The sequence below is a fragment of the Phenylobacterium sp. genome (genome assembly GCF_036563285.1).
GTDB lineage: Bacteria > Pseudomonadota > Alphaproteobacteria > Caulobacterales > Caulobacteraceae > Phenylobacterium.
In genome coordinates this window covers 458,233-477,091 of the sequence record NZ_DATCMR010000006.1, presented here as the reverse complement: position 1 = coordinate 477,091, position 18,859 = coordinate 458,233, and the positions used below count along the sequence as shown (strand labels likewise).

General features: G+C 68.3%; 21 protein-coding genes and 1 tRNA gene. 12 read left to right on the top strand and 10 right to left on the bottom strand.

Features of this window, described 5'->3' with window-relative positions:
• Window positions 1–47: 47 nt before the first annotated feature.
• The 4 genes from VIL76_RS07290 to VIL76_RS07275 are packed head-to-tail and all read left to right on the top strand — an operon-like array spanning window position 48 to window position 4,334.
• Window positions 48–1,490, top strand: a complete 1,443-nt coding sequence (locus VIL76_RS07290; protein WP_332044338.1) for an MFS transporter — start codon at window positions 48–50, stop codon at window positions 1,488–1,490.
• Window positions 1,491–1,545: 55 nt separating this feature from the next.
• Window positions 1,546–2,520 (top strand): phytanoyl-CoA dioxygenase family protein, encoded by a 975-nt coding sequence (locus VIL76_RS07285; RefSeq protein ID WP_332044337.1) that lies wholly within the window; start codon window positions 1,546–1,548, stop codon window positions 2,518–2,520.
• Between the two features lie 22 nt (window positions 2,521–2,542).
• Window positions 2,543–3,505, top strand: coding sequence for an aldo/keto reductase (locus VIL76_RS07280; protein ID WP_332044336.1), 963 nt, complete (start codon window positions 2,543–2,545; stop codon window positions 3,503–3,505).
• A gap of 49 nt (window positions 3,506–3,554) precedes the next feature.
• Complete coding sequence (locus VIL76_RS07275) at window positions 3,555–4,334, top strand: alpha/beta hydrolase (RefSeq protein ID WP_332044335.1); 780 nt, start codon at window positions 3,555–3,557, stop codon at window positions 4,332–4,334.
• Here VIL76_RS07275 and VIL76_RS07270 read toward each other — a convergent pair.
• From VIL76_RS07270 to VIL76_RS07260, 3 genes are read right to left on the bottom strand one after another with little or no spacing between them, the layout of a single operon-like run.
• Window positions 4,331–4,948, bottom strand: a complete 618-nt coding sequence (locus tag VIL76_RS07270; protein WP_332044334.1) for a helix-turn-helix domain-containing protein — start codon at window positions 4,946–4,948, stop codon at window positions 4,331–4,333. The two genes, VIL76_RS07275 and VIL76_RS07270, sit on opposite strands and share 4 nt — an antisense overlap.
• Window positions 4,945–6,894, bottom strand: coding sequence for a beta-galactosidase (locus tag VIL76_RS07265; protein WP_332044333.1), 1,950 nt, complete (start codon window positions 6,892–6,894; stop codon window positions 4,945–4,947). The genes VIL76_RS07270 and VIL76_RS07265 overlap by 4 nt, the downstream gene beginning before the upstream one ends.
• A 13-nt stretch (window positions 6,895–6,907) precedes the next feature.
• Complete coding sequence (locus VIL76_RS07260; protein ID WP_332044332.1) at window positions 6,908–7,771, bottom strand: hypothetical protein; 864 nt, start codon at window positions 7,769–7,771, stop codon at window positions 6,908–6,910.
• 74 nt (window positions 7,772–7,845) lie between these two features.
• On the opposite strand from VIL76_RS07260, the gene VIL76_RS07255 reads away from it, so the two are divergent.
• A complete protein-coding gene (locus VIL76_RS07255; RefSeq protein ID WP_332044331.1) occupies window positions 7,846–9,024 on the top strand; it encodes an acyl-CoA dehydrogenase family protein in 1,179 nt (392 codons plus the stop codon).
• 246 nt (window positions 9,025–9,270) lie between these two features.
• On the opposite strand, the gene VIL76_RS07250 is transcribed toward VIL76_RS07255, so the two are convergent.
• Both VIL76_RS07250 and VIL76_RS07245 read right to left on the bottom strand, forming a co-directional pair.
• Window positions 9,271–10,788: a phospholipase D-like domain-containing protein gene (locus tag VIL76_RS07250; RefSeq protein WP_332044330.1), complete on the bottom strand. Its 1,518-nt coding sequence runs from the start codon at window positions 10,786–10,788 to the stop codon at window positions 9,271–9,273.
• Between the two features lie 237 nt (window positions 10,789–11,025).
• A tRNA-Ile gene (locus VIL76_RS07245) sits at window positions 11,026–11,101 on the bottom strand.
• 106 nt (window positions 11,102–11,207) lie between these two features.
• On the opposite strand from VIL76_RS07245, the gene VIL76_RS07240 reads away from it, so the two are divergent.
• Window positions 11,208–11,948 (top strand): SIMPL domain-containing protein, encoded by a 741-nt coding sequence (locus VIL76_RS07240; RefSeq protein ID WP_332044329.1) that lies wholly within the window; start codon window positions 11,208–11,210, stop codon window positions 11,946–11,948.
• On the opposite strand, the gene VIL76_RS07235 is transcribed toward VIL76_RS07240, so the two are convergent.
• Together VIL76_RS07235 and panD are read right to left on the bottom strand one after the other, a co-directional pair.
• Window positions 11,938–12,375, bottom strand: a complete 438-nt coding sequence (locus tag VIL76_RS07235; protein ID WP_332044328.1) for a hypothetical protein — start codon at window positions 12,373–12,375, stop codon at window positions 11,938–11,940. The genes VIL76_RS07240 and VIL76_RS07235 overlap by 11 nt on opposite strands.
• A 31-nt stretch (window positions 12,376–12,406) precedes the next feature.
• Window positions 12,407–12,763 carry an aspartate 1-decarboxylase gene (gene panD, locus VIL76_RS07230; protein ID WP_332044327.1) on the bottom strand — a complete coding sequence of 119 codons (357 nt, stop codon included), beginning with the start codon at window positions 12,761–12,763 and terminating at the stop codon, window positions 12,407–12,409.
• A gap of 269 nt (window positions 12,764–13,032) precedes the next feature.
• Between panD and VIL76_RS07225 the strand changes: the two genes are divergently transcribed.
• The 3 genes from VIL76_RS07225 to VIL76_RS07215 all read left to right on the top strand — a co-directional run bounded on the left by VIL76_RS07225 (window position 13,033) and on the right by VIL76_RS07215 (window position 15,328).
• Window positions 13,033–13,590: a YbhB/YbcL family Raf kinase inhibitor-like protein gene (locus VIL76_RS07225; RefSeq protein WP_332044326.1), complete on the top strand. Its 558-nt coding sequence runs from the start codon at window positions 13,033–13,035 to the stop codon at window positions 13,588–13,590.
• 210 nt (window positions 13,591–13,800) lie between these two features.
• Window positions 13,801–15,045 carry a serine hydrolase domain-containing protein gene (locus VIL76_RS07220; RefSeq protein WP_332044325.1) on the top strand — a complete coding sequence of 415 codons (1,245 nt, stop codon included), beginning with the start codon at window positions 13,801–13,803 and terminating at the stop codon, window positions 15,043–15,045.
• Window positions 15,046–15,106: 61 nt separating this feature from the next.
• Window positions 15,107–15,328, top strand: coding sequence for a hypothetical protein (locus VIL76_RS07215; RefSeq protein WP_332044324.1), 222 nt, complete (start codon window positions 15,107–15,109; stop codon window positions 15,326–15,328).
• A gap of 6 nt (window positions 15,329–15,334) precedes the next feature.
• Here the strand turns inward: VIL76_RS07215 and VIL76_RS07210 are convergent, their stop codons facing one another.
• Window positions 15,335–15,700: a hypothetical protein gene (locus VIL76_RS07210; RefSeq protein WP_332044323.1), complete on the bottom strand. Its 366-nt coding sequence runs from the start codon at window positions 15,698–15,700 to the stop codon at window positions 15,335–15,337.
• Between the two features lie 63 nt (window positions 15,701–15,763).
• Here VIL76_RS07210 and VIL76_RS07205 point away from each other — a divergent pair, with 63 nt between their 5' ends.
• Both VIL76_RS07205 and VIL76_RS07200 read left to right on the top strand, forming a co-directional pair.
• A complete protein-coding gene (locus tag VIL76_RS07205; RefSeq protein WP_332044322.1) occupies window positions 15,764–15,985 on the top strand; it encodes a flagellar hook protein FlgE in 222 nt (73 codons plus the stop codon).
• 89 nt (window positions 15,986–16,074) lie between these two features.
• Complete coding sequence (locus VIL76_RS07200; RefSeq protein WP_332044321.1) at window positions 16,075–16,551, top strand: hypothetical protein; 477 nt, start codon at window positions 16,075–16,077, stop codon at window positions 16,549–16,551.
• A 79-nt stretch (window positions 16,552–16,630) separates the two neighbouring features.
• Here VIL76_RS07200 and VIL76_RS07195 read toward each other — a convergent pair whose 3' ends face one another.
• Together VIL76_RS07195 and VIL76_RS07190 are read right to left on the bottom strand one after the other, a co-directional pair.
• Window positions 16,631–17,086, bottom strand: a complete 456-nt coding sequence (locus tag VIL76_RS07195; RefSeq protein ID WP_332044320.1) for a DUF6152 family protein — start codon at window positions 17,084–17,086, stop codon at window positions 16,631–16,633.
• Window positions 17,087–17,228: 142 nt separating this feature from the next.
• A complete protein-coding gene (locus tag VIL76_RS07190; RefSeq protein ID WP_332044319.1) occupies window positions 17,229–18,092 on the bottom strand; it encodes a hypothetical protein in 864 nt (287 codons plus the stop codon).
• 132 nt (window positions 18,093–18,224) lie between these two features.
• Here VIL76_RS07190 and VIL76_RS07185 point away from each other — a divergent pair, with 132 nt between their 5' ends.
• Window positions 18,225–18,845, top strand: coding sequence for a TIGR02466 family protein (locus VIL76_RS07185; protein WP_332044318.1), 621 nt, complete (start codon window positions 18,225–18,227; stop codon window positions 18,843–18,845).
• Window positions 18,846–18,859: the final 14 nt, after the last annotated feature.

The following is an 18,859-nucleotide window of genomic DNA, read 5'->3' as shown; positions in this document are numbered from 1 at the left end:
CCGTGGCGACACCTGCAAGCGAAGCCGCAACGGACCTTCGCGTTCGTGTGTCCCGACCCGCGGCCGGCCCAACGGTGGGCCACAAGATCTTCTACAGCCTCGGGCAGGCAGCGCAGTCGGGCGGTTTCGACACCGCTGTAGGATTCCTTTTCTTCTACTACTCGGTGGTGCTCGGTCTGCCCGGCACGCTGGTCGGCGCGGCGCTGTCACTTGGCCTGGCCTTCGACGCCGGGGTGGACCCGGTGATCGGATCCTGGTCGGACAACATCAAATCCCGGCTCGGCCGGCGCCTGCCCCTGATGATCCTGGCGATCCCGCTTACGGCCGTATGTGTCGGCCTGCTGTTCTCGCCGCCGGCCGGCCTGAGCAAGCCTCTGCTGTTCGCCTGGCTTGCCGTGCTGGCCATCGCAGCGCGCAGCGCGATTTCGCTCTTCCACGTCCCCTATGTCGCCCTGGGGGCCGAGCTGAGCGACGACTACGCCGAGCGGACCAGCGTCGTCGTCTACCGGTCAGCGGCTGGCATACTCGCCGGGTTGGCCATCACCGCGCTCGGGTTCTCGGCGTTTTTCGCCGACGGCGGGCTGCAGCGTGCGGAGGGTTATCCCGGCTTCGGCTGGACTGCCGCAGCGATCATCCTGGTCTGCATGACGACCTGCTGCATTGGGCTGCGCCGCTACGCCCCGTCGCTGCCCCAGCCGGAGCAGATTCCGCAGCCGATGTGGCGGCGGCTGCCGGGCGAGGTCGGGGAGATCTTCGCCAACCGCTCGTTCCGCCTGCTCTTCATTTCGGCGGTGATCACCTACGTCGCGCAGGGCCTGAACGCGACGTTGAACAGCCACTCCTTCGTGTTCGTGTGGCTGCTGAAGAGCGAGAGCATCCAGTTCATCACCTACGCCTTCGTGGTCGGTTTGCTGATCGGCGTCGGCCTGGCGCCGAAGATCCAGCTGCGGCTCGAGAAGAAGAGCGTGGTTCTGATCGGCCTGTCGCTGCTGATCGCGAATTGGCTGGTGATGCAGGGGTCCTGGCTGCTCGGTCTCTATATGCCGACGGGAGCGGCGGCGCTCGGGCCGATGCAATTCAACTCGTTCGTCGCCGGGATCGGACTGGGCTTCGTGAGCGTCGCCTATCCCTCGATGATGGCCGACGCCGCCGACGAACACGAGCATCTGTTCGGCCGTCGGCGCGAAGGGCTCTACTTCGCCGGCCTGGGTTTCGCCAACAAGGCGGCGGTCAGCGTCGGCGTGCTCCTGGCGGGCGTCGCCCTCGATATCATCCGCTTCCCGGAGGACATTGGACAAAAGGTGGGCGCGGCGCTGCCGCATGACGTGAAGGTTGGCCTCGTCCTCGTCTGGGGCCCCTTCCCCGCCATTGTCGCGGTCATCTCCATGGTGATCTTCTGGTCCTACCGCATCACGCGGGCGAGGCACGCCGAGATCGCCGCCGCGCTACGGGAGAAGCGGATCGCCGAAGGTGAGGAGGCGGCCGTCTAACGGTAACGTCGGCTACTATTGACGGATTGTATAATAGCGTGTTGAAGTCTGCATCATGAGCGAGATCATGGAGAGCCCCTTGAAGCCGATGCCGGCGGCAGACGCCTCGACAAATGAGCGGGATATCGCCGCGCTCCAGGCCTACCTGGAGGCGAACAACGGCATCCGCGGCCTGGACATCCTCGAGCCGGGCGACGTCCGCCACGCCGTGGAGCTCTTCCGCCGGGACGGCTTCGTCGTGATCGCCGACGTGCTGGACAGCGCACAAGTGGAGATCCTCGCCAACGGCTGCGCTGCCGTCGCCGGAGATATCCTCGCTCTCGACGAAGGGCGCCGCGGCAACCGCGGTTCGCACCGCTACTCGTTCGGCGGATCCAGCCTCACCCGCAGCCAGTTGCACCGCCCCGAGTGGCAGATGCTCCTCGACGTGCCCGTGGTGCACGAGGTGGTCAGCGCAATTTTCGGGTCGCCGGACTATGTGCTGCGGGCCGCGAGCGGCGACTTCTGTCTTCCAGGCGCGGTGGAATATCAGCCGCTGCATTCCGACGTCGGCGATTGGCGTGACAAGACCACCACGCCGTTCAGCGCCTTCCATGACCCACGGGGTCAAGTCACCGTGCGCGACCTCCCGTGCCCCTATGTGTGCGTGAACTTCCTGCCGCAGGACGTCACCCGCCTGAATGGCCCGACGCGGCAGATTCCCGGCACGCAGCACTCCCGCACCCGCATTCCGACGCTCGAGGAAGAGCCGGAATGGATGCGCCTGAGCACCGTCTGTCCGGCCCCAGCGGGCGCCATCATGGTGCGCGACGTAAGGGCCTGGCACGGGGGCACGCCGAACGTTTCCGACGCCATACGCTCAATCCCGAACCTGGAATTCTATGCGCCGTGGTTCCGGGAGCCGATCGTGCCGGGCATCTCGTATGCCGACTACAAGCGGCTTTCTGAGCACGCACAGCGTATCGTGCGTCATTGCGTGGCGGATTCCAGCGAGACGCTGGTCACGGGTCCAACGCTGAGGGCGCCCTAATGCGCCTCGGGACTGGCTTGGCATGAAATACCGGCAGCTCGGCCGCAGCGCGCTGAAGGTCAGCGAGCTCTGCCTCGGCACGATGAACTTCGGGCCCAGGACATCGGAGCAGGACAGCTTCGCCATATTGAACGCTGCGCTGGATGCCGGGATCAACTTCGTCGACACCGCCGACCAGTACGGCGGCCAGCTGGGCGTGGGAACGACGGAGAGCCTTCTCGGCCGCTGGCTGGCAGAGGACCGAAGCCGGCGCGATCGGATCGTGCTCGCTACTAAGGCCTACGAGCCGATGTCGGACGATATCAACGACCGAGGCCTGTCCGCCCGCCACATCCAGAAAGCCTGCGACGCCAGCCTTCAGCGGCTGGGGGTCGATCACATCGACCTCTACCAGATGCATCACATCGACCGCTCAGCGCCGGTCGAGGAAATCTGGCAGGCCATGGACACCCTGATCGCCCAGGGAAAGATCACCTACGTCGGGTCGAGCAACTTCCCGGGCTGGGCGATCGCCAGGACCAACGAGAAGGCTATCGCCCGCCATAGGCTGGGCCTCGTCTCGGAACAGAGCCTCTACAACCTGATCGAGCGCCGCGCGGAGCTCGAAGTGATCCCCGCCTGCCGCGCCTACGGCGTCGGGGTGATCACCTGGAGCCCCCTGGCGGGCGGCCTCCTCGCGGGCCCGCCGGAGGGGGGCGGACGGCGGCGATCGGAAAGCGCCTTGCAATCCGCCGCCGCCCTGGCTCCTCAACTGGCCAGGTTCAGCGAGCTCTGCGAAAGGCTCGGCGAGCCCCCCGGCGCTGTTGCGCTGGCCTGGCTGCTGCGGCAACCGGGCGTCACCGCCACCATCATCGGGCCGGCTAGCCTCACCCAGCTCACCTCTGTCCTTCACGTCCCGGAGGTCTGCCTGGACGAGGAGACCGTCGCCGCGATCGAGGAGATCTTCCCCGGCTGCGGACCCGCGCCCGAGGCCTACGCTTGGTAGCCGCCACGCTTTCGCCCCTCAGCTCATGAGGCCGTGGCTGAAGGGCCTCGTGCCCGTCAAGAGCGGCTTCCTCGCCTATCACCGCACCGGCGGCGACCTGCCTCCTCTGGTCCTGTCCCACGGGCTCACCGATAACGGGCTGTGCTGGACCCGCCTGGCCGCTGCGCTGGAGGCCGAGTTCGACATCGTGATGCTGGACGCCCGAGGGCACGGTGACAGTTCCCGCATCTCGACGGCCGCGTCGTGCGATCCTGCACAGGACATCGCCGACGCCGTCGCGGGCTTGGGCCTGCAGGCGCCCATTGTCATGGGCCACTCTGTCGGCGCCCGCGCCACGGCCGCGTACGCCAACCGCCACCCCGGCGAAGTCGCCAAGGTGATCCTGGAGGACCCGCCCCTGCTCCCCCTTGCCTCGGCGGAGGAGGTCGAAACCCGCGATCGCAAGTTCCGCGCACAGGTCGCGCGCTTCCAGTCGATGACCGAGGCCGAGATCTACGCCGGCGGCCAGGCCACCTCTCCAAGCTGGAGCCCGGAAGACTTCCCTGCGTGGGCTGCCGCGAAGCGTCAGGTCGATCCGGAGGCCATGCCCACCTACACGCAGCCCTGGCAGTCGGAGATCGATCGCATCGCCGTTCCCACCCTGCTGATCCACGGCGAACCGGCATTGGGCAGTCTGGTGTCGGCGTCTGCGGCAGCCGAGGCCCTGGCGTTGAACCCGAACATTCGCGCGGTGCAGATCGCGGGCGCGAGCCACAACGTGCGTCGCGAAAATTTCCCGGACTATCTGGCCGCCGTGCGCGCCTTCCTCGGCGTCGCGTCGTCGGCCTAGCCCTTGAGGGGGCGGTCTCGGTTCAGGCCGGACAGCCCCGAGGTGATGAGTTCGACGCAAAGCTCGGTGGCCGCGTCGACGTCGATCTGCCCCTCGGCCACCAGCTTGCCGGCGCGATCGGTGACCGCCGACAGCATCTCCACAGCGGCCACAGCCAGCGGGCGCGGCAGGTCGTAGGCCTCGCGCGTCGCCTTCACGAAGTAGCGCATGGTCCGGTCCCGGTCCGCGCGGCTCTCCGCCTCCATCAGGTTGGCCACGGACGGATCGGACAGCAGGGCGGCGATGAGGGCTCCGCGATCACGGGTCTGCTCCAGGTACAGCCGGGTCGTCTGACGAATTAGGTCCACATAGCTCTCGGCCTGCAACGCGCTCTCCATGCCGCGGTCGCGCAGCTCCGCCTGTGCGCGGGAAAGCAGCGCCGTCAGCAGCGCGTCGCGGGTCGGGAAGTAGTTGTAGACGAGCCCCTTGCTGATCCCCAGGTCACGCCCGAGGCGCTCCATGCTCACGGCATAGAGTCCTTCTTCGAGAATGACCCGCGCGGCCTGGTCGAGGATCTGTTCGCGTCGCGCCTCCGGCGCCAGCCGCGTGCGCTTGCGGGCCTGCGCCGCCGTCATGCCGCCTCGACCCGCCACGCCGCGACCCCGGCGACAGGCAGCTCGGGTCCACCCAGAACGTAGCTCGCGTCCTCCGGAGCCGGCGTGCGGCGCGCCTCCGGGGCGAAGTTGAAAGCGAACTGCACATCGCCGAGCCGGCGCAGCCGGACGCCCTCCTCCAGCCGCTGCAGGGGAAGGCGGGCCTCTTGTGCGACGGTGGCGATGACGATGTCGAGCAAGGCGGTCTCCGGCCAGGTGGCGAGATAATGCCACGACTCGCTGCGCGTCCATGCCACGCCGCCCTCTGTGAACATCGCAAGGGCCGGAAGATCGCACTCCAGCACTTCTCGCCACAGCCGCGCGCCATACTCGGCGCCTCCATGCTCGACTGTAGGGCCTGCACCGGGCCTGATGCTTTCGACCCGGACGACACGCAGCGGCAGCCGGCGCTGCAGCGGGCCGGGCGGCAGGGTCTGCGGGATGTGCCCCTCCCGGGTGCGGGAGCCGGTCCGCGGCCCGAAAAGGACCACCGCGCCGGACGCCGCAAGGGCGTCGAGGGTCTGATCGTCGAGGATGGGCAGCGAGGGCGCCACGACCAAGGCATGGCCGCTGAAGTCCGCCTCCGGCGGCAGGATGTCCACGTCGAGACCGAGGCGCCGCAACGCGGCGTACATCTCGAACGCCAGCTGCAGCCATCTGAACCCCTGCGCATGTGGCTGGATGCTGAACTGCCAATCGGCTTCGTAGCTGAAGACCAGGGCCACATGGCCACGGCGCGAAGCCCCGGACGAACCCAGCGTTGCGATCTCCGCAGCTACCTCCCTCGCCTCGACTCCGCCCTGGTCGAGCACGTTGTCGGGTCGGTTCAGGCCCGCATGCATCTGCTCTTGCGCAAAGGGGGCCTGGCGCCAACGGAAGTAGGAGACAACTTCCGCGCCGTGCGCGAAAGCCTCCCAGGTCCAGGCCCGCACCATCCCGGGCAGCGGCGCGGGATTGTACCGCGCCCAGTTCACGGGCCCGGGCTGCTGCTCCATCACCCACCACCGGCCGCGGCCGACGCCGCGATAAAGGTCGTGATGGAAGGCCGAGATGTCGGGATGCCCTTGCCGCAGGTAGCGCTGCTTCTCGTCGGCGGAAAACCAGAACTGCTCCAGAAATCCGAGCGGGTAGGAGTCCCACGTGGCGACGTCGAGGTCGCGGCCGACGTCGAAGTGGTCGAACTCCGTGTAGAAGCCCATGAAGTTGTGGGTGACGTCGCGCCCTGGAGACAGGCGGCGGATGATCTCCACCTGAAGCCGGTTGAAGCTCGCCACCTCCTCGGAGGCGAAGCGGTTGTAATCCAGCCGATGGCTGGGATTGGCCTCCGTGACCGTCAGGAGGGGTGGATCGACCTCTTCGAACGTGCGGTACTCCTGCGACCAGAACACCGCCCCCCACGCCCTGTTCAGGGCGTCGACGGATTGGTAGCGCCGACTGAGCCAGCTGCGGAACCGCTGGGCCGCATGAGCCGAGTAGCTGATGGTGGTGTCATGGCACCCGAATTCGTTGTCGGTCTGCCAGGCCCCGACTGCGGGGTGGCGGCCGTAGCGGCCCGCGACGGCCTCGGTGATGCGCTTGCACTCCGCGCGATAGGCCTCGCTCGAGAAGCAGTAGTGGCGCCGCGAACCGAACCGCCTCGGTCGCCCCTGCGCGTCCACCGCCAGCATGTCCGGATGCCTGTCGACGAGCCATTTGGGCGGCGTGGCTGTCGGCGTGCACATGACGATCTTCAAGCCGGCTGAAGCCAGCGTGTCGACGGCTCTGTCCAGCCAATCCCAGTCAAAGCGTCCCGCTTGCGGCTCGATGCGGCTCCAGGCGAACTCGCCGATCCGGACCCAGGAGATCCCGAGCTGCGCCATGCGGGCCGCGTCATCGGCCCAGAGCTCTTCCGGCCAGTGCTCGGGATAGTAGCAGACGCCAAGCTTCATCGCCGCGCCTCGCTCAGGCCCAGAGCGGCGAGGAGGCCTTGAGCAGGCGGCTCATCATGAGGAGGCGCGCGACGCGGCGGCCGGTGGAGGCCTCCCGAAGAACGCTCTCGTACCAGGCGATCTCGGTCTTCGGCGATTCCGACAGGCCCACGACGCGGCCATCGGCGAGGTAGTCGTGGTCCAGCCGGATCGGGCCATCGAGAAACTGCAGCTCGATCGCGCCGAACATGCCGACCGCCTCCGCGTCGGAGCGGAATAGCGGGCCTTCGACCGCGCGCAGCGCATCGATCGCAACGGCCGGAGCGGCCACCTTTCGCTCCCGATATTCGGGCAGGGGTTCGGTGATGCCCTCAAGGCGGGCCAGCGCGCGGACACTGTCCAGGCGGCTTGGCACGTCGTGGACCTCGTCACCCACCTTGGAGGCGGCGAGCATCCGCAGATCGGCGGCGGGCCGAAGGCCAGCCAGCCGCTGCCTGAGGGCCGAATTGGGATCGTCGCCCCCTGCCCAGGCTGTGCCTTCGCAGACAGGTACGCCTTCGGCCGTCTCCATCCAGGCGGTCGCGCGCGGCAGTTGGCCCGCTTCGGAGGGACCTACGAATGCCCTGACGGGCTCCCCGTGCGTCGTCGGGCTGAGGAAGTGCAGCGACAGTCCACCGGTGCGCCACCACTGCGGTCCAAAGCGCTTCAGCAACAGAGGCGGAAACTGCTCGAAATGGATATTGGCCGCTACCGTGCCACCCCGGAAGCCTAGCGCCTGGGCCGTGTCGTCGTCGTGGATCGACCCCTTGTCGGCCCGGGAGACGTTCACGGGGCGCCTGACCGGCCCCACGAGGACCCCGTCGAGCTCCTCCGCAGCGAACGCTTCAGTGGCGCTCATGGGCCCGCTCCTGTCTTGACCACGGCGCGCAAGCGCCTATTGACGACTTATAAAATAACCGAGCGACCTCGTCTATGGACCTTAGCCTCTCCGCCGATGACCTGGCCTTTCGCGCCCAGGTGCGCGAGCTGATCGTCGAGACCTTCCCGGACGGCGAGGCGTACGAGGGCACATCGCAACACGAAGCGCGTTGGCACGCCGCGATGCTCGCCCGCGGTTGGGCGGCGAACAAGTGGCCCGTGGAGTTCGGCGGCCCGGGTTGGACAGCCACCCAGCACTTCATCTGGGAACGGGAGACGACCGCCGCCGGCCTCCCGTCGCAGGTCGGCGGGATGGGCATGGGAATGCTGGCGCCCATCCTGTTCGCCTATGGATCGCCGGAGCAGCAGGCGCGCTTCCTTCCCGACATCCTCCACAACCGGGTCCGCTGGTGCCAGGGCTACTCCGAACCGGGAGCGGGGTCCGACCTGGCTTCCCTGCGCACCCGCGCCGTGTTGCAGGGTGATCGATACCTGGTGACGGGTGAGAAAATCTGGACGAGCAACGCGCACCAGGCGGACTGGATGTTCTGCCTCACGCGGACGTCGGACGAGCCGAAGAAGCAGGCCGGGATCACCTTCCTGCTCCTCGACATGCATAGCCCAGGCGTCGAGGTGCATCCGATCGTCTCCATCGACGGCCGGCACATGTTCAACCGGGTGACCTTCGACGACGTCGCCGTACCGCTCGAGAACCGGGTTGGCCGGGAGGGAGAAGGCTGGACCGTCGCCAAGGGCCTGCTCACCCACGAGCGAACCGGCCAGGCGTTCGTCTCCCTCTCACTCGACCTGGTGAGGCGCATCCGCGAGGCGGCCGCGGGGCTACCCGGCAGCCGTGGCGAGGGTAGCTTGCTGCACGATCCGGGTTTCGCCGCCCGGCTGGCCTGGGCGGAGATCGAGCTTGAGGCCTTGGCCATGACCGAGCTTCGCACGCTCTCCGAGGTCGAGGCGGGAGCCGCGCCGGGAGCCCAATCCTCCCTCCTCAAGCTCAAAGGGACGGACATCGTCCAGCGCATGACGGAGTTCTTCGTCGAGTGTGCAGGCCCGTACGCCGCCCCCTGGTTTCCTGAAATAACGGGGCGTCCGGAGACTGTGGGGCCGGACTGGGCCCAGCCGGAAACGGTTCGCTACCTGGAGGGCCGCGCCGCCAGCATCGCCGGTGGATCGGACGAGATCCAGCGCAACATCATCGCCAAGCACGTCCTGCGACTCTGATCCGACGAGGCTTGCGGGCTTCGCGAGCGCCGCAAGGCCCTGAGCTACGCGTGGGCGCTGGCACGGGTCGAACCGTGCCGAGTTCCTGAAGCGATTCAGAACGGCTCGGCCGCGATCCCGGTGGATTATCGGACGCGGCGGTCGCGCTTCACGCCCCTCAAGTCGACGCCCGGGTGCCCGAGGTCCGGATTAGATCAGCGGGTCCATGTCAGCTCACGACCGGTTGACCAACTGGCCGCGCCAGGATCAGACGACCCGCTTGATTGCTCCTGTACGCGGTGTGCGCAGACCAGCGGACGCGAGCTTCCGCTTCTGCGCCCTTAGCTTCGCAGCCATGGCGCGCCTTCGTCGCCAAGGGCGCCACGCGTCTGCGCGCTCGATCGGATCGCCTATGTGATGCGCCGCGATGAAAGTCGCGAGCGGCCCAAGGGGCTGCGGCTCCAGCCGCTGCAGACGCGGCGCGCCGCCCGCTTGGAGCAGGGCGATCGCAGGTCCCAGGCCTCCCCCCTTGGCTACCGCGGCCTCCACGTCCTTGGCCTGGACTCCCAGCCAGTGGGCGATCTCCTGGTTGCGGAGCGCCTTTATCTGGAGCCGAGCAGTGGCCGCTCCTGGTGCAGACGCCTCCAGCGTCAGATCGCATTCGGTGTCGTACCCGGAGGACCTGTTGTTGAGGTTTGTGGACCCGATGCGCACGACGTCGTCGTCGATGATGGCCAGCTTGGCGTGAACGATGATGATCTTGCCCCCCGCCGTGACGGGGCAGAACGCATGCAGCCGCCGGTGCTTGTTGGAGAGCTCAAGGCGCTTCAGGAAGGCGCTCCGCGTCCGGTCCATCGTCATCTGGTCGAACCAGCTTGGACAGTGCAGCGTCGAGATGAGCACGACCTCGGGCCCATCGGGCTCCTCCAGCCGCGCGGCCAGGGCCTCGGCCATGATCGGCGAGGTCATGTATTGGTTTTCGATGTAGATGAGCTTCCTGGCCTGGGCGATCATCGCCAGGAACAGCGCCTCATTCTCCCGCAGCTCTGGCGCATCCCGATAGGCAGATTGGGTCCGCGAGATCCCGGCGGCGACAGGTCCGAGGTTCGCCTTGAGGCAGGCAGGCCAGGGAGAGTACCTCAGGGGCCTCTCGGGCAGCGCGATCTCCTCTCCTGTGGCTCGCTTCCATCGCTCACGGAATAGTTCGCCCAGCGCCCTGGCCGCCGGACCCTCCACGGCGCTCATCAGCTCATGGCGCGAGGGGTAACACTTGCGCTTCTTCTGCAAGCGTCGAGCATCCCCGTCCTCATGGCATGGCGTGTCCCAACGGTCCGGGACGATGTCGCCGCCCCCGCAGAAGGCGAAGCAGTCGTCAATGACGATCATCTTCTGATGATGGCTGGCGCCAAGCGGCAGGCTGCCGTCCAGCTTCATCGAGACCGTGGTCCCGACGAAGCACTTTCGGTCCTTCAAGGTGAAGAAGTTCTGGGTTGCTGAGATCGGCAGCGAGGCCTTCCAGCAGAGCAGCCGTATGTCGAGCTCCGGTTTCGTCTCGGCCAGCTGCTTCAGGAACGCCCCGATGAGATCGCTCTCGGGATTCTCGCCACCCGGCTGCGGATCGAAGGCGGTGTCAGGATCGAAAGCCCAGTTCAAGAAGTAGATGGAGCGGCGCGCCTTCAACATCGCCGCCTTGGCGGCGGTGAAGTAGTCCGCCATGTCGATGATCACCGCGGCGCGTGGGGTGCGCTCAACGCGCCAGCACGTCGTCCCGGGCTCCAGTAGCAATCCACGTCTCCTTATGGCGAAGCTTGGAATGCCACAGGCCGCTCAGGGGTTCCGAACCCGCGCACCAGCGGCGCCAGTCGGTCCATCAACGATCGCACCGCTCGAGTGCTGCTCGATGTGCTCACGCCAGCACGCTTCCTCGCCCGACGCAGTGCGACGAACAGCAAAGGCATCGCAACAAGCTGGCGCGAGCTGCTCTCTTGGGAGGCCGGCCGCGGCGCTTGGGGCGAGGTACGCTGGTGGGCCCGGCAGGACTCGAACCTGCAACCAGACCGTTATGAGCGGCCGGCTCTAACCATTGAGCTACAGGCCCCAGCAGCGAAGGCGCACCGGCGGTTACCATGGGCTGCACGGCCCTTAAAGCTTGCGTTCAGGTCCAGCTTGCCACCCTGGGATCACCGTCCTCCTGGGAGATCCCGATGAACACCCTCATGCGCGCCGCGGCGCTCACCGCGCTCCTGGCCTGCGCCGCACCCGCCGCGGCGCTCGCCCAGGCCCCGCCGCCCGCCGCCGAGACCATGTTCCGCGCCACCACCCTGAACCTCGCCGCCTACGGCGAGACCCGCGTGCAGCCGGACATGGCCACCATCTCGCTGGGCGTCATGACCTCCGGCCGCACCGCGCAGGCCGCCATGCAGGCCAATGCGCTGAAGATGACCCAGGTGGTCGAGGCCCTGAAGCGGGCCGGGATCGCGGCCAAGGACATCCAGACCTCTGGGCTCAACCTCAACCCGCAGTACGCCTACGAGCAGAACCAGCCGCCGCGGCTCACCGGCTACCAGGCGCAGAACATGGTCACCGTCACGGTCCACGACCTGACGGGCCTGGGCAAGGCGGTGGACGCCACCGTCACCGCCGGAGCCAACCAGGTGCACGGCATCCAGTTCGGCCTCGACGACCCCACCGCCGCCGAGAACGCCGCCCGCGAGGCCGCCGTGAAGGCGCTGGCCGCCAAGGCCGAGCTCTACGCGCGCGCCACGGGCCACCGTGTGGCCCGCCTGGTGACCCTGTCGGAAGGCACGGCCTCCTACCCCATGCCCCCGCCGATGGCGGTGGGCGCCGTCGCGGCCATGCGCATGGAGAAGGCCGACACGGTGGTCTCCGCCGGCGAGATGAAGGTCCGCGTCGACGTGACCGGCCTCTACGAGGTCACCCGCTAGGGGTGAGCTTCGCGCGGCGGAAGGCGGCGGCGATCCGGTCGGCCATGATCATGCCGGGGAAGGTGCGCTCCGGCTCCCCTTCCATCACCGCGGCGTAGACCAGGGGCTTGCCGGCGATGGGGCCGGCGGCCCAGGCCACGTTGCGGGCCGGGTCGCGGCTGTCGCAGGAGGCGGTCCTGGGCTGGCGGTCCTTCACCGTCTGCTCCAGCAGGTCCTTCAGCTTCCGCGTCCCGCCCGCGGGCTCGCAGCTCGGCCAGGCGTTGGCGCAGGCCGTGGCCGAGTTGTAGCGGTAGACGACGTCGCCGCCGTCGAGCTCGGCGATCATCAGGCAGGTGTTGGGCAGGCCGATCGCCCGCGAGATCGCGTCGTCGAGGGTCGCGCGATCTACGCCCTCCGGCGCCCCGGGGGAGCAGGCGGCGAGCGCCACGGCGCCGGCCGCAATGAGCGGGATGAGGCCCTCAGGCCGCCTTCTTGATCTCGTTCCCATCGTCCAGCAACACCACCGTCGGCGCATAGTTGCGCGCCTCTTCCGCCGGCAGCATGCCATAGGTCACGACGATCACCTTGTCGCCCTTCTGGACGAGACGGGCGGCGGCGCCGTTGACGCCGATGGTGCGCGAGCCGCGCGGCGCCTCGATGGCGTAGGTGGTGAAGCGCGCGCCGGTGGTGATGTTCAGCACGTCCACCTGCTCGTGCGGCAGGATGCCGGAGGCGTCCAGCAGGTCCCGGTCGATGGCGATCGAGCCTTCGTACTCCAGGTCGGCCTGGGTGACGGTGGCCCGGTGCAGCTTGGCCTTCATGAGGGTCAAGAGCATGGCGGCGAGATCCTCGTCGTCGGCGGCCCCCGGGCCGGATCGGGCGCATATACGCACGGCGGCGGCGGCGTTCAATGTCGCGCCGCAACAATCTTGACCTTGCGTCAGTCCGAGGGTTCAACGCCTCATGTCGTAAGCGGTTCGGCGCTCACATGGCCCTGCCCTCGCCAAGGCCCCGTTGCGCCGCAGCACGCCGCGCGAGACGGCGCGCGAAACCTCTCCCCTCGCCCGCCGGTTTTGCGGGCAAGCCTCGGACAAGGGAGACGGCGATGAGCGAGCAGGAGCATCATCCGGAGCACTCCGGCGAGTCCCTGACCATCATGCGGGTGGACCCGATCCTCGACACCGGGATCGTCGTGACCTCCACCGCCCAGCGGCCGGACGGGCGGCTGGAGGACCGCCACTCCGCCTATCACGACAACATCTCCCCGCCGCTGAACTGGACCAACGTCCCGGACGTGAAGGCCTGGGCGATCATCGTCGAGGACCCTGACGCCCCGCAGGAGCTGCCCTTCATCCACTGGATGATCTGGAACATCCGCGGCGAGGTCACGGCGCTCCCCGAGGGCCTCGCCAACGACGGCGAGCTGGTCTCGCCGCAGTCGGCCGTGCAGGGCCGCAACGGCATGGGCGGCCACGGCTGGTTCGGCCCACGCCCGCCCGCCGGCCACGGCGTGCACCGCTACTACTTCCAGGTCTTCGCGCTAAACGACACCATCCCGATGGGCCCGGACACCCCGCACAACGAGCTGCTCAATGCGCTCAAGGCCCGCACCATCGCCAAGGGCGAGATGATGGCCACCTACGAGGCGCCCACCGAGCAGTGAACCGCCGCGCGTCAGCGCAACCGGGCACGAAGACCACGGAGACCGCAAAGCTCACGAAGGCGCGCGGGGCGCCTTCGTGCTCTTCGTGTCCTTTGTGGTCTTCGTGTTGAAGAACGGCTTCGCCGCTGGCGCCGCCGTGGGGAACGCCCGGCTTGACGCCCCTGCGTCAGCCCTGCGCATGCTCCTCCTGAACGACGATCAGGAGGCAGCATGTACGGCGAAGACGCTCCGGGCGGGTTCACGCCCGAAGGACTGGCGCAGATCCCGCCGACCCTGCAGGGGTTCGTGGACCAGGGCGCGCTCTCCGGCGTCGTGACGCTGCTCTGGCGCAAGGGCCAGATCGTCCAGCTCAACACCGCCGGCTATCGCGACGTCGAGACGAAGGCGCCGATGCAGCGCGACACCCTGTTCCGCATCGCCTCCATGACCAAGCCGGTGACCTCGGTGGCCGCCCTCATGCTGATCGAGGAGGGCAAGCTCCGGCTCGAGGACCCGATCACCAGGTGGCTCCCCGAGTTCGCCGACATGCAGGTCCTGAAGGACCCCACCGGTCCGGTGGAGGCTACCTACCCTTCCCCTCGCGAGATCACCGTGGAGGACCTCTTCACCCACCGCGCGGGCCTGGCCTACGCCTTCACCTCCGAGGGCCCCATCGCTCACGCCCACGAGGAGGCGCTGGGCCCGCCGCTCGGCACGCCGCTCACCGTCGACCAATGGCTCGCGGCGCTGGGCTCCCTGCCCCTCACCTATCCCCCGGGCGAACGCTTCCACTACAGCCACGCCACCGAGGTGCTGGGCTTCCTGGTGGCGCGGATCGAGGGCAAGCCGCTGGGCGAGGTGCTGCAGGCGCGGATCTTCGGCCCGCTCGGCATGAAGGACACCGGCTTCTGGATCGCGCCGGAGAAGCGCGAGCGCCTGGCGAAGCTGTACCAGCTGGGCGAGCACGGGCTGAAGGACGTCTCCTACCCCCACGCCGAGCAGCCGATCCCCTTCGAAGCCGGCGGCGGCGGCCTGATCTCCACGGCCGACGACTACCTGCAGTTCGCCCGCATGCTGCTGGGCAAGGGCGAGAAGGACGGCGTGCGCCTGCTGAAGGCCGAGACGGTCGAGCTGATGGCGCAGAACCGCCTCACCGAAGCGCAGCGCCAGATCCCCTTCCTCGGCCTGCCGTTCTGGACCGCCCAGGGCTTCGGCCTCGGCGTGTCGATGATCCTCGATCCCGCCAACATCGGCTTCTTCGGCGCGGGCCCCGCCGGCTCGTTCGGCTGGCCGGGGGCCTTCGGGACCTGGTGGCAGGCCGATCCGGTGAACGAGGTCGTCGCGATCTACCTGATCCAGGACTCCATGCCGCTGGGGCCCGAGGCGGTCACCCAGATGGCCAGCCAGGCGCGGCCCAACGGGCGCATGCTGCTGCCGATGTTCCAGAAGCAGGTCTACGCCGCGCTCGGGCAGTAGCCGCGGAACGCCCCGCGTGCTCGCCGGTTTGTCCCTCGAACCCATTCGAGGAGGCGAGCGCATGGCTCAGCGGAAGGATTCCCCCGACACCCCCACCAAGGGTGGTTCGAAGAAGGCGGCGCAGACCGGCGGCGGCAACGCCAAGTCGGCCGGCGCGGGCGGCGGCAAGGGCAAGTCGGGCGCGTCCGGCGCGAACCCCGCCGGCAGCACCACCGTCCACAAGGAGAAGCCCGCGCCTGGCGGCCGCAAGCGCGGCGAGACCAGCCACGCCGACCGGCCCTAGCTGCGCTTAGCGCCGCGTCCCGTTCTGGCGCGGGGCCACGCACATCGGCTGGCCGCGGAAGGTCGCGCCCACCAGGCTGCGGTTCGTCCGCAGGGCCTCGCGGCGCGCCCGCATCAGGGCGACGCCTTCCGCCGGCTCCCTGACCCCGGCCGGGCAGATCGAGGCTTCTACCCGCTGGCCGTCGTCGCAGAGGCAGATGTCCTCGCGCTGGTCGATGCGGCTCGCCGGCACCTGGCAGCGCGCCGGGATGCTGCGGCCGCTCACGTCGATGCACTGGATCGTTGTGGTCGGCGGGTTCTCGTTGATGGGTTGGGCATAGGCGGCGCCGGCGGTCAGCGCCAGCCCGAGCGCCAGGGGCGTCCAAGGCTTCATAGCTCGTCTCCGTTCACCATCCCTCGACGCGAACCCTTAACCCCATTGCGGCAGGCTTGCATCATGGACGTGCTCGCAACCGCCAGTCGCGGCCTCGTGGCCGCCGGAAATCGCCTCGCCGCCTCGGCCGAGCGCGTCTCGCGCATGGGCTTCGACGAGAGCGTCGACTACGTGCACGAGGCCGTGGAGCAGGTCACCGCCAAGCAGGAGTTCCGGGCCAACCTGCAGGTCATCCGCTTCGCCGACGACATGTGGCGCGCGCTCCTCGCGATCCAGTCGCGGTGAGGCCGCGGGGCTGGACCCCGCATACGGCGCAGGCCAAAATCGCCGCCTTGAAGACGCGGGTCACGCGCGTCCGTCCAGGGGAAGCCCACATGCGTATCCTGCCCTTGCTCGCCGGCGCAGCCGTTCTCGCGCTCGCCGCCTGCTCGCCCAAGGCCGAGAAGACCCAGTACGACACCTCCAGCGTCGACATGGCCGAGCTGATGGCCCACGTCGTCGACCCCGGCGCCTTCATGGTCTGGCGCGGGGCCGGCACCGAGGTGACGGAGGCCGGCGAGCGGGACCTGTCCCCCACCACCGAGGAGGGCTGGAAGGTCGTCGAGGACGGCGCGGTGATTGTCGCCGAGGCCGGCAACCTGCTGATGCTCCCCGACCGGGCGCGCGAACCCGTCGCCGACTGGAACAGGCACGCCAAGCTGATGACGGTCCGCGCGCTGGAGGCCAAGAAGGCCGCCGAGGCGAAGGACAAGAAGGGCGTGTTCGACACCGGCGGGCGCCTCTACGAGGTCTGCGTCGCCTGCCACCAGCAGTTCATCATCGCCCCGCAGGAGGCGGCGGAGAAGAAATAGCCCGGCCCCTTCGGCGAAGACGAAAAAGGCCCCGGAGATCGCTCTCCGGGGCCTCTTCGTATCTGGCTGTGCGCCGAGCCTACTTCTTCTCGGTCGGGTCCGAGCCGTCCTTCGGCGCGCCGGTGCCGGACGAGCCCATGAACAGCTTGCGGCCGTCGGGGAAGGTCACGTCACGGCCGTTCGCCTTGCAGATGGGCGTGCAGGCCTTGTCCTTCGACTGGTAGCCGCGCACCACGATCTCGGTGCCGGCCTTGAGCGAGTCACGGTTGATGCCCGAGCGCAGAAGGGTGTTCGGCGTGCCGCCTTCCACCATCCACTTCTGGACGCCGTTCGGCGTCACCGCGTCGATGTGCACCCAGGCGTGCGGGTTGATCCACTCGACCTTGGTCACCTTGCCGCGCAGCAGCACTGGCGACTTGCCGTCGAACTCGGCCGCGAAGGCGTGGTGGGCCGAAGCCTGTTGCACGCCGAGAGCGGCTGCGGCGACCAGGGCGCCGCCGATGAGGGTAGGAGCGATAAACCGACGAAAATTCATGGAGCGCCTCCAGCGCGGACTATCTCAGTTTCTTAAGATGACTGGGCCGGGATGAACCGTTCCTGAGTCCGTTCGAAACCGTTTCTACAACATTGAAACCTGAGCGGAAAGGTGCGCCCGGGGGTCCCGGGCGCCTCGCGTCCTACTTCAGCGGCTCCTTGCGCAGGTGCCCGTACATGAGCTCTTCGACGAACTCGACGCACTTGAACTGCTGCAGGCGGGCATCCTCGCCCTGCCGCTTGTAGAGGTTCATGCTCATCTTCCAGGGCCGCGTGAACGTGCCCGGGTCGGTGATGGTGGCCTCGTAGCGCATCAGGTTGGGGCCGACCGGCGTCCAGCGCTCGACGACCTTCATCTGGTCGGAGTGGTGGTTGCCCGCCCGGTCGAACCAGGTCCGGTCCAGCTGGCCGGTCACGGTCACCACCAGGGTGTCGCCTTCCCACTTGCCGACCGACTGGCCCATCCAGCTGTCGACCGGGGCCGGGCCCGGGTCGTTGAACAGCACGTTGCGCACGGCGCCGGCGTATTCGTAGGCGATCAGCATCGCCTTCTCAGACTGGAAGATCTGGAAGGGCAGGTGCATGTAGTTGGCGCGCGGGACGCCCGGGAGGTAGCACTTCACCTCCGGATCGCGCTTCAGGTAGTCCTGACGGTTCTCGTCGCGGATCTTGCGGGCTTCCGCCGTGTAGGGGATCTCGCCGCCTTCGACGACGCCCAGGCCGGCCGGGACCGAGCCCACGGCGCCCAGGGCGACCACTTCCTTCGCCGGCACCGGCACCACCGGACCCGGGCGCATCTGCAGCGCAGCGCGCGCCGCGTGAGGCTCGATATCCCAGTTGGCGGTGTTCATCACCTGCCACACGCCGTTCAGGTCGGGGTGCACCTTGTCCGGGCCACGCGGGGCCTTGTAGGCCGCCGCCGCGGGTCGGCGCGCCTGCGCCTCCGCCTGGCCCGCACCCGCGAGCACCATCCCAACCACGGCGAGCGCCGCAACAGTCCTGATCATTCTTCGCTCCCCCGGGCCTGCGCCTTCACTCGGCGGGCCGTCTTTTCAAATCACTGTCTAACAATCGTTCGTCCGCAGCGCCAGCCGTGAAGCCGCTTTGACATTCCGGCCCGGGACGATTAGCGCCGCTCCATGGCGCTGAGGCTTCTCTTTCCCACTGCGATCTACGAGGCGACGCTTAGCACGCACCCTCTGTTCGAAAATTTCAACGTCGAATTGGAAACTGCGTGCCGCATGCTGGCGGACGAGGATGCGGCGGGCCAGGCCTGGAGCCGCGAACACAGCTACGGCGGCTACACATCCTACGCCTCGCTGGACGATCTGCCCCTCCGCGACCCGGTCTTCGCCGAGCTGAAGAAGAAGCTCGACAAGCATGCCGCAACGTTCGCGAAACAGCTGCACCTCGACCTTCGCCGCGGCCGGCTGCGGCTCGACAGCCTGTGGGTCAACGTGCTCGCGCCCGGCGCCGGACACTCGGGCCACATCCACCCGCACAGCGTGATCTCCGGCACGGTCTACGTCTCGACGCCGAAGGGCGCCAGCGCGCTGAAGGTCGAGGACCCGCGCCTGCCGATGATGATGGCCGCGCCCCCTCGCCTGCCGGACGCGCCCGAGGCCGCCCAGAGCTTCGTCTACCTGCAGCCGGCGCCCGGCACGGTGCTGATGTGGGAGAGCTGGCTCAGGCACGAGGTGCCGGCCAACCGCGCCCGCAAGCCGCGGATCTCGGTGAGCTTCAACTACGGCTGGCGCTGAGCGCTCGGACATGG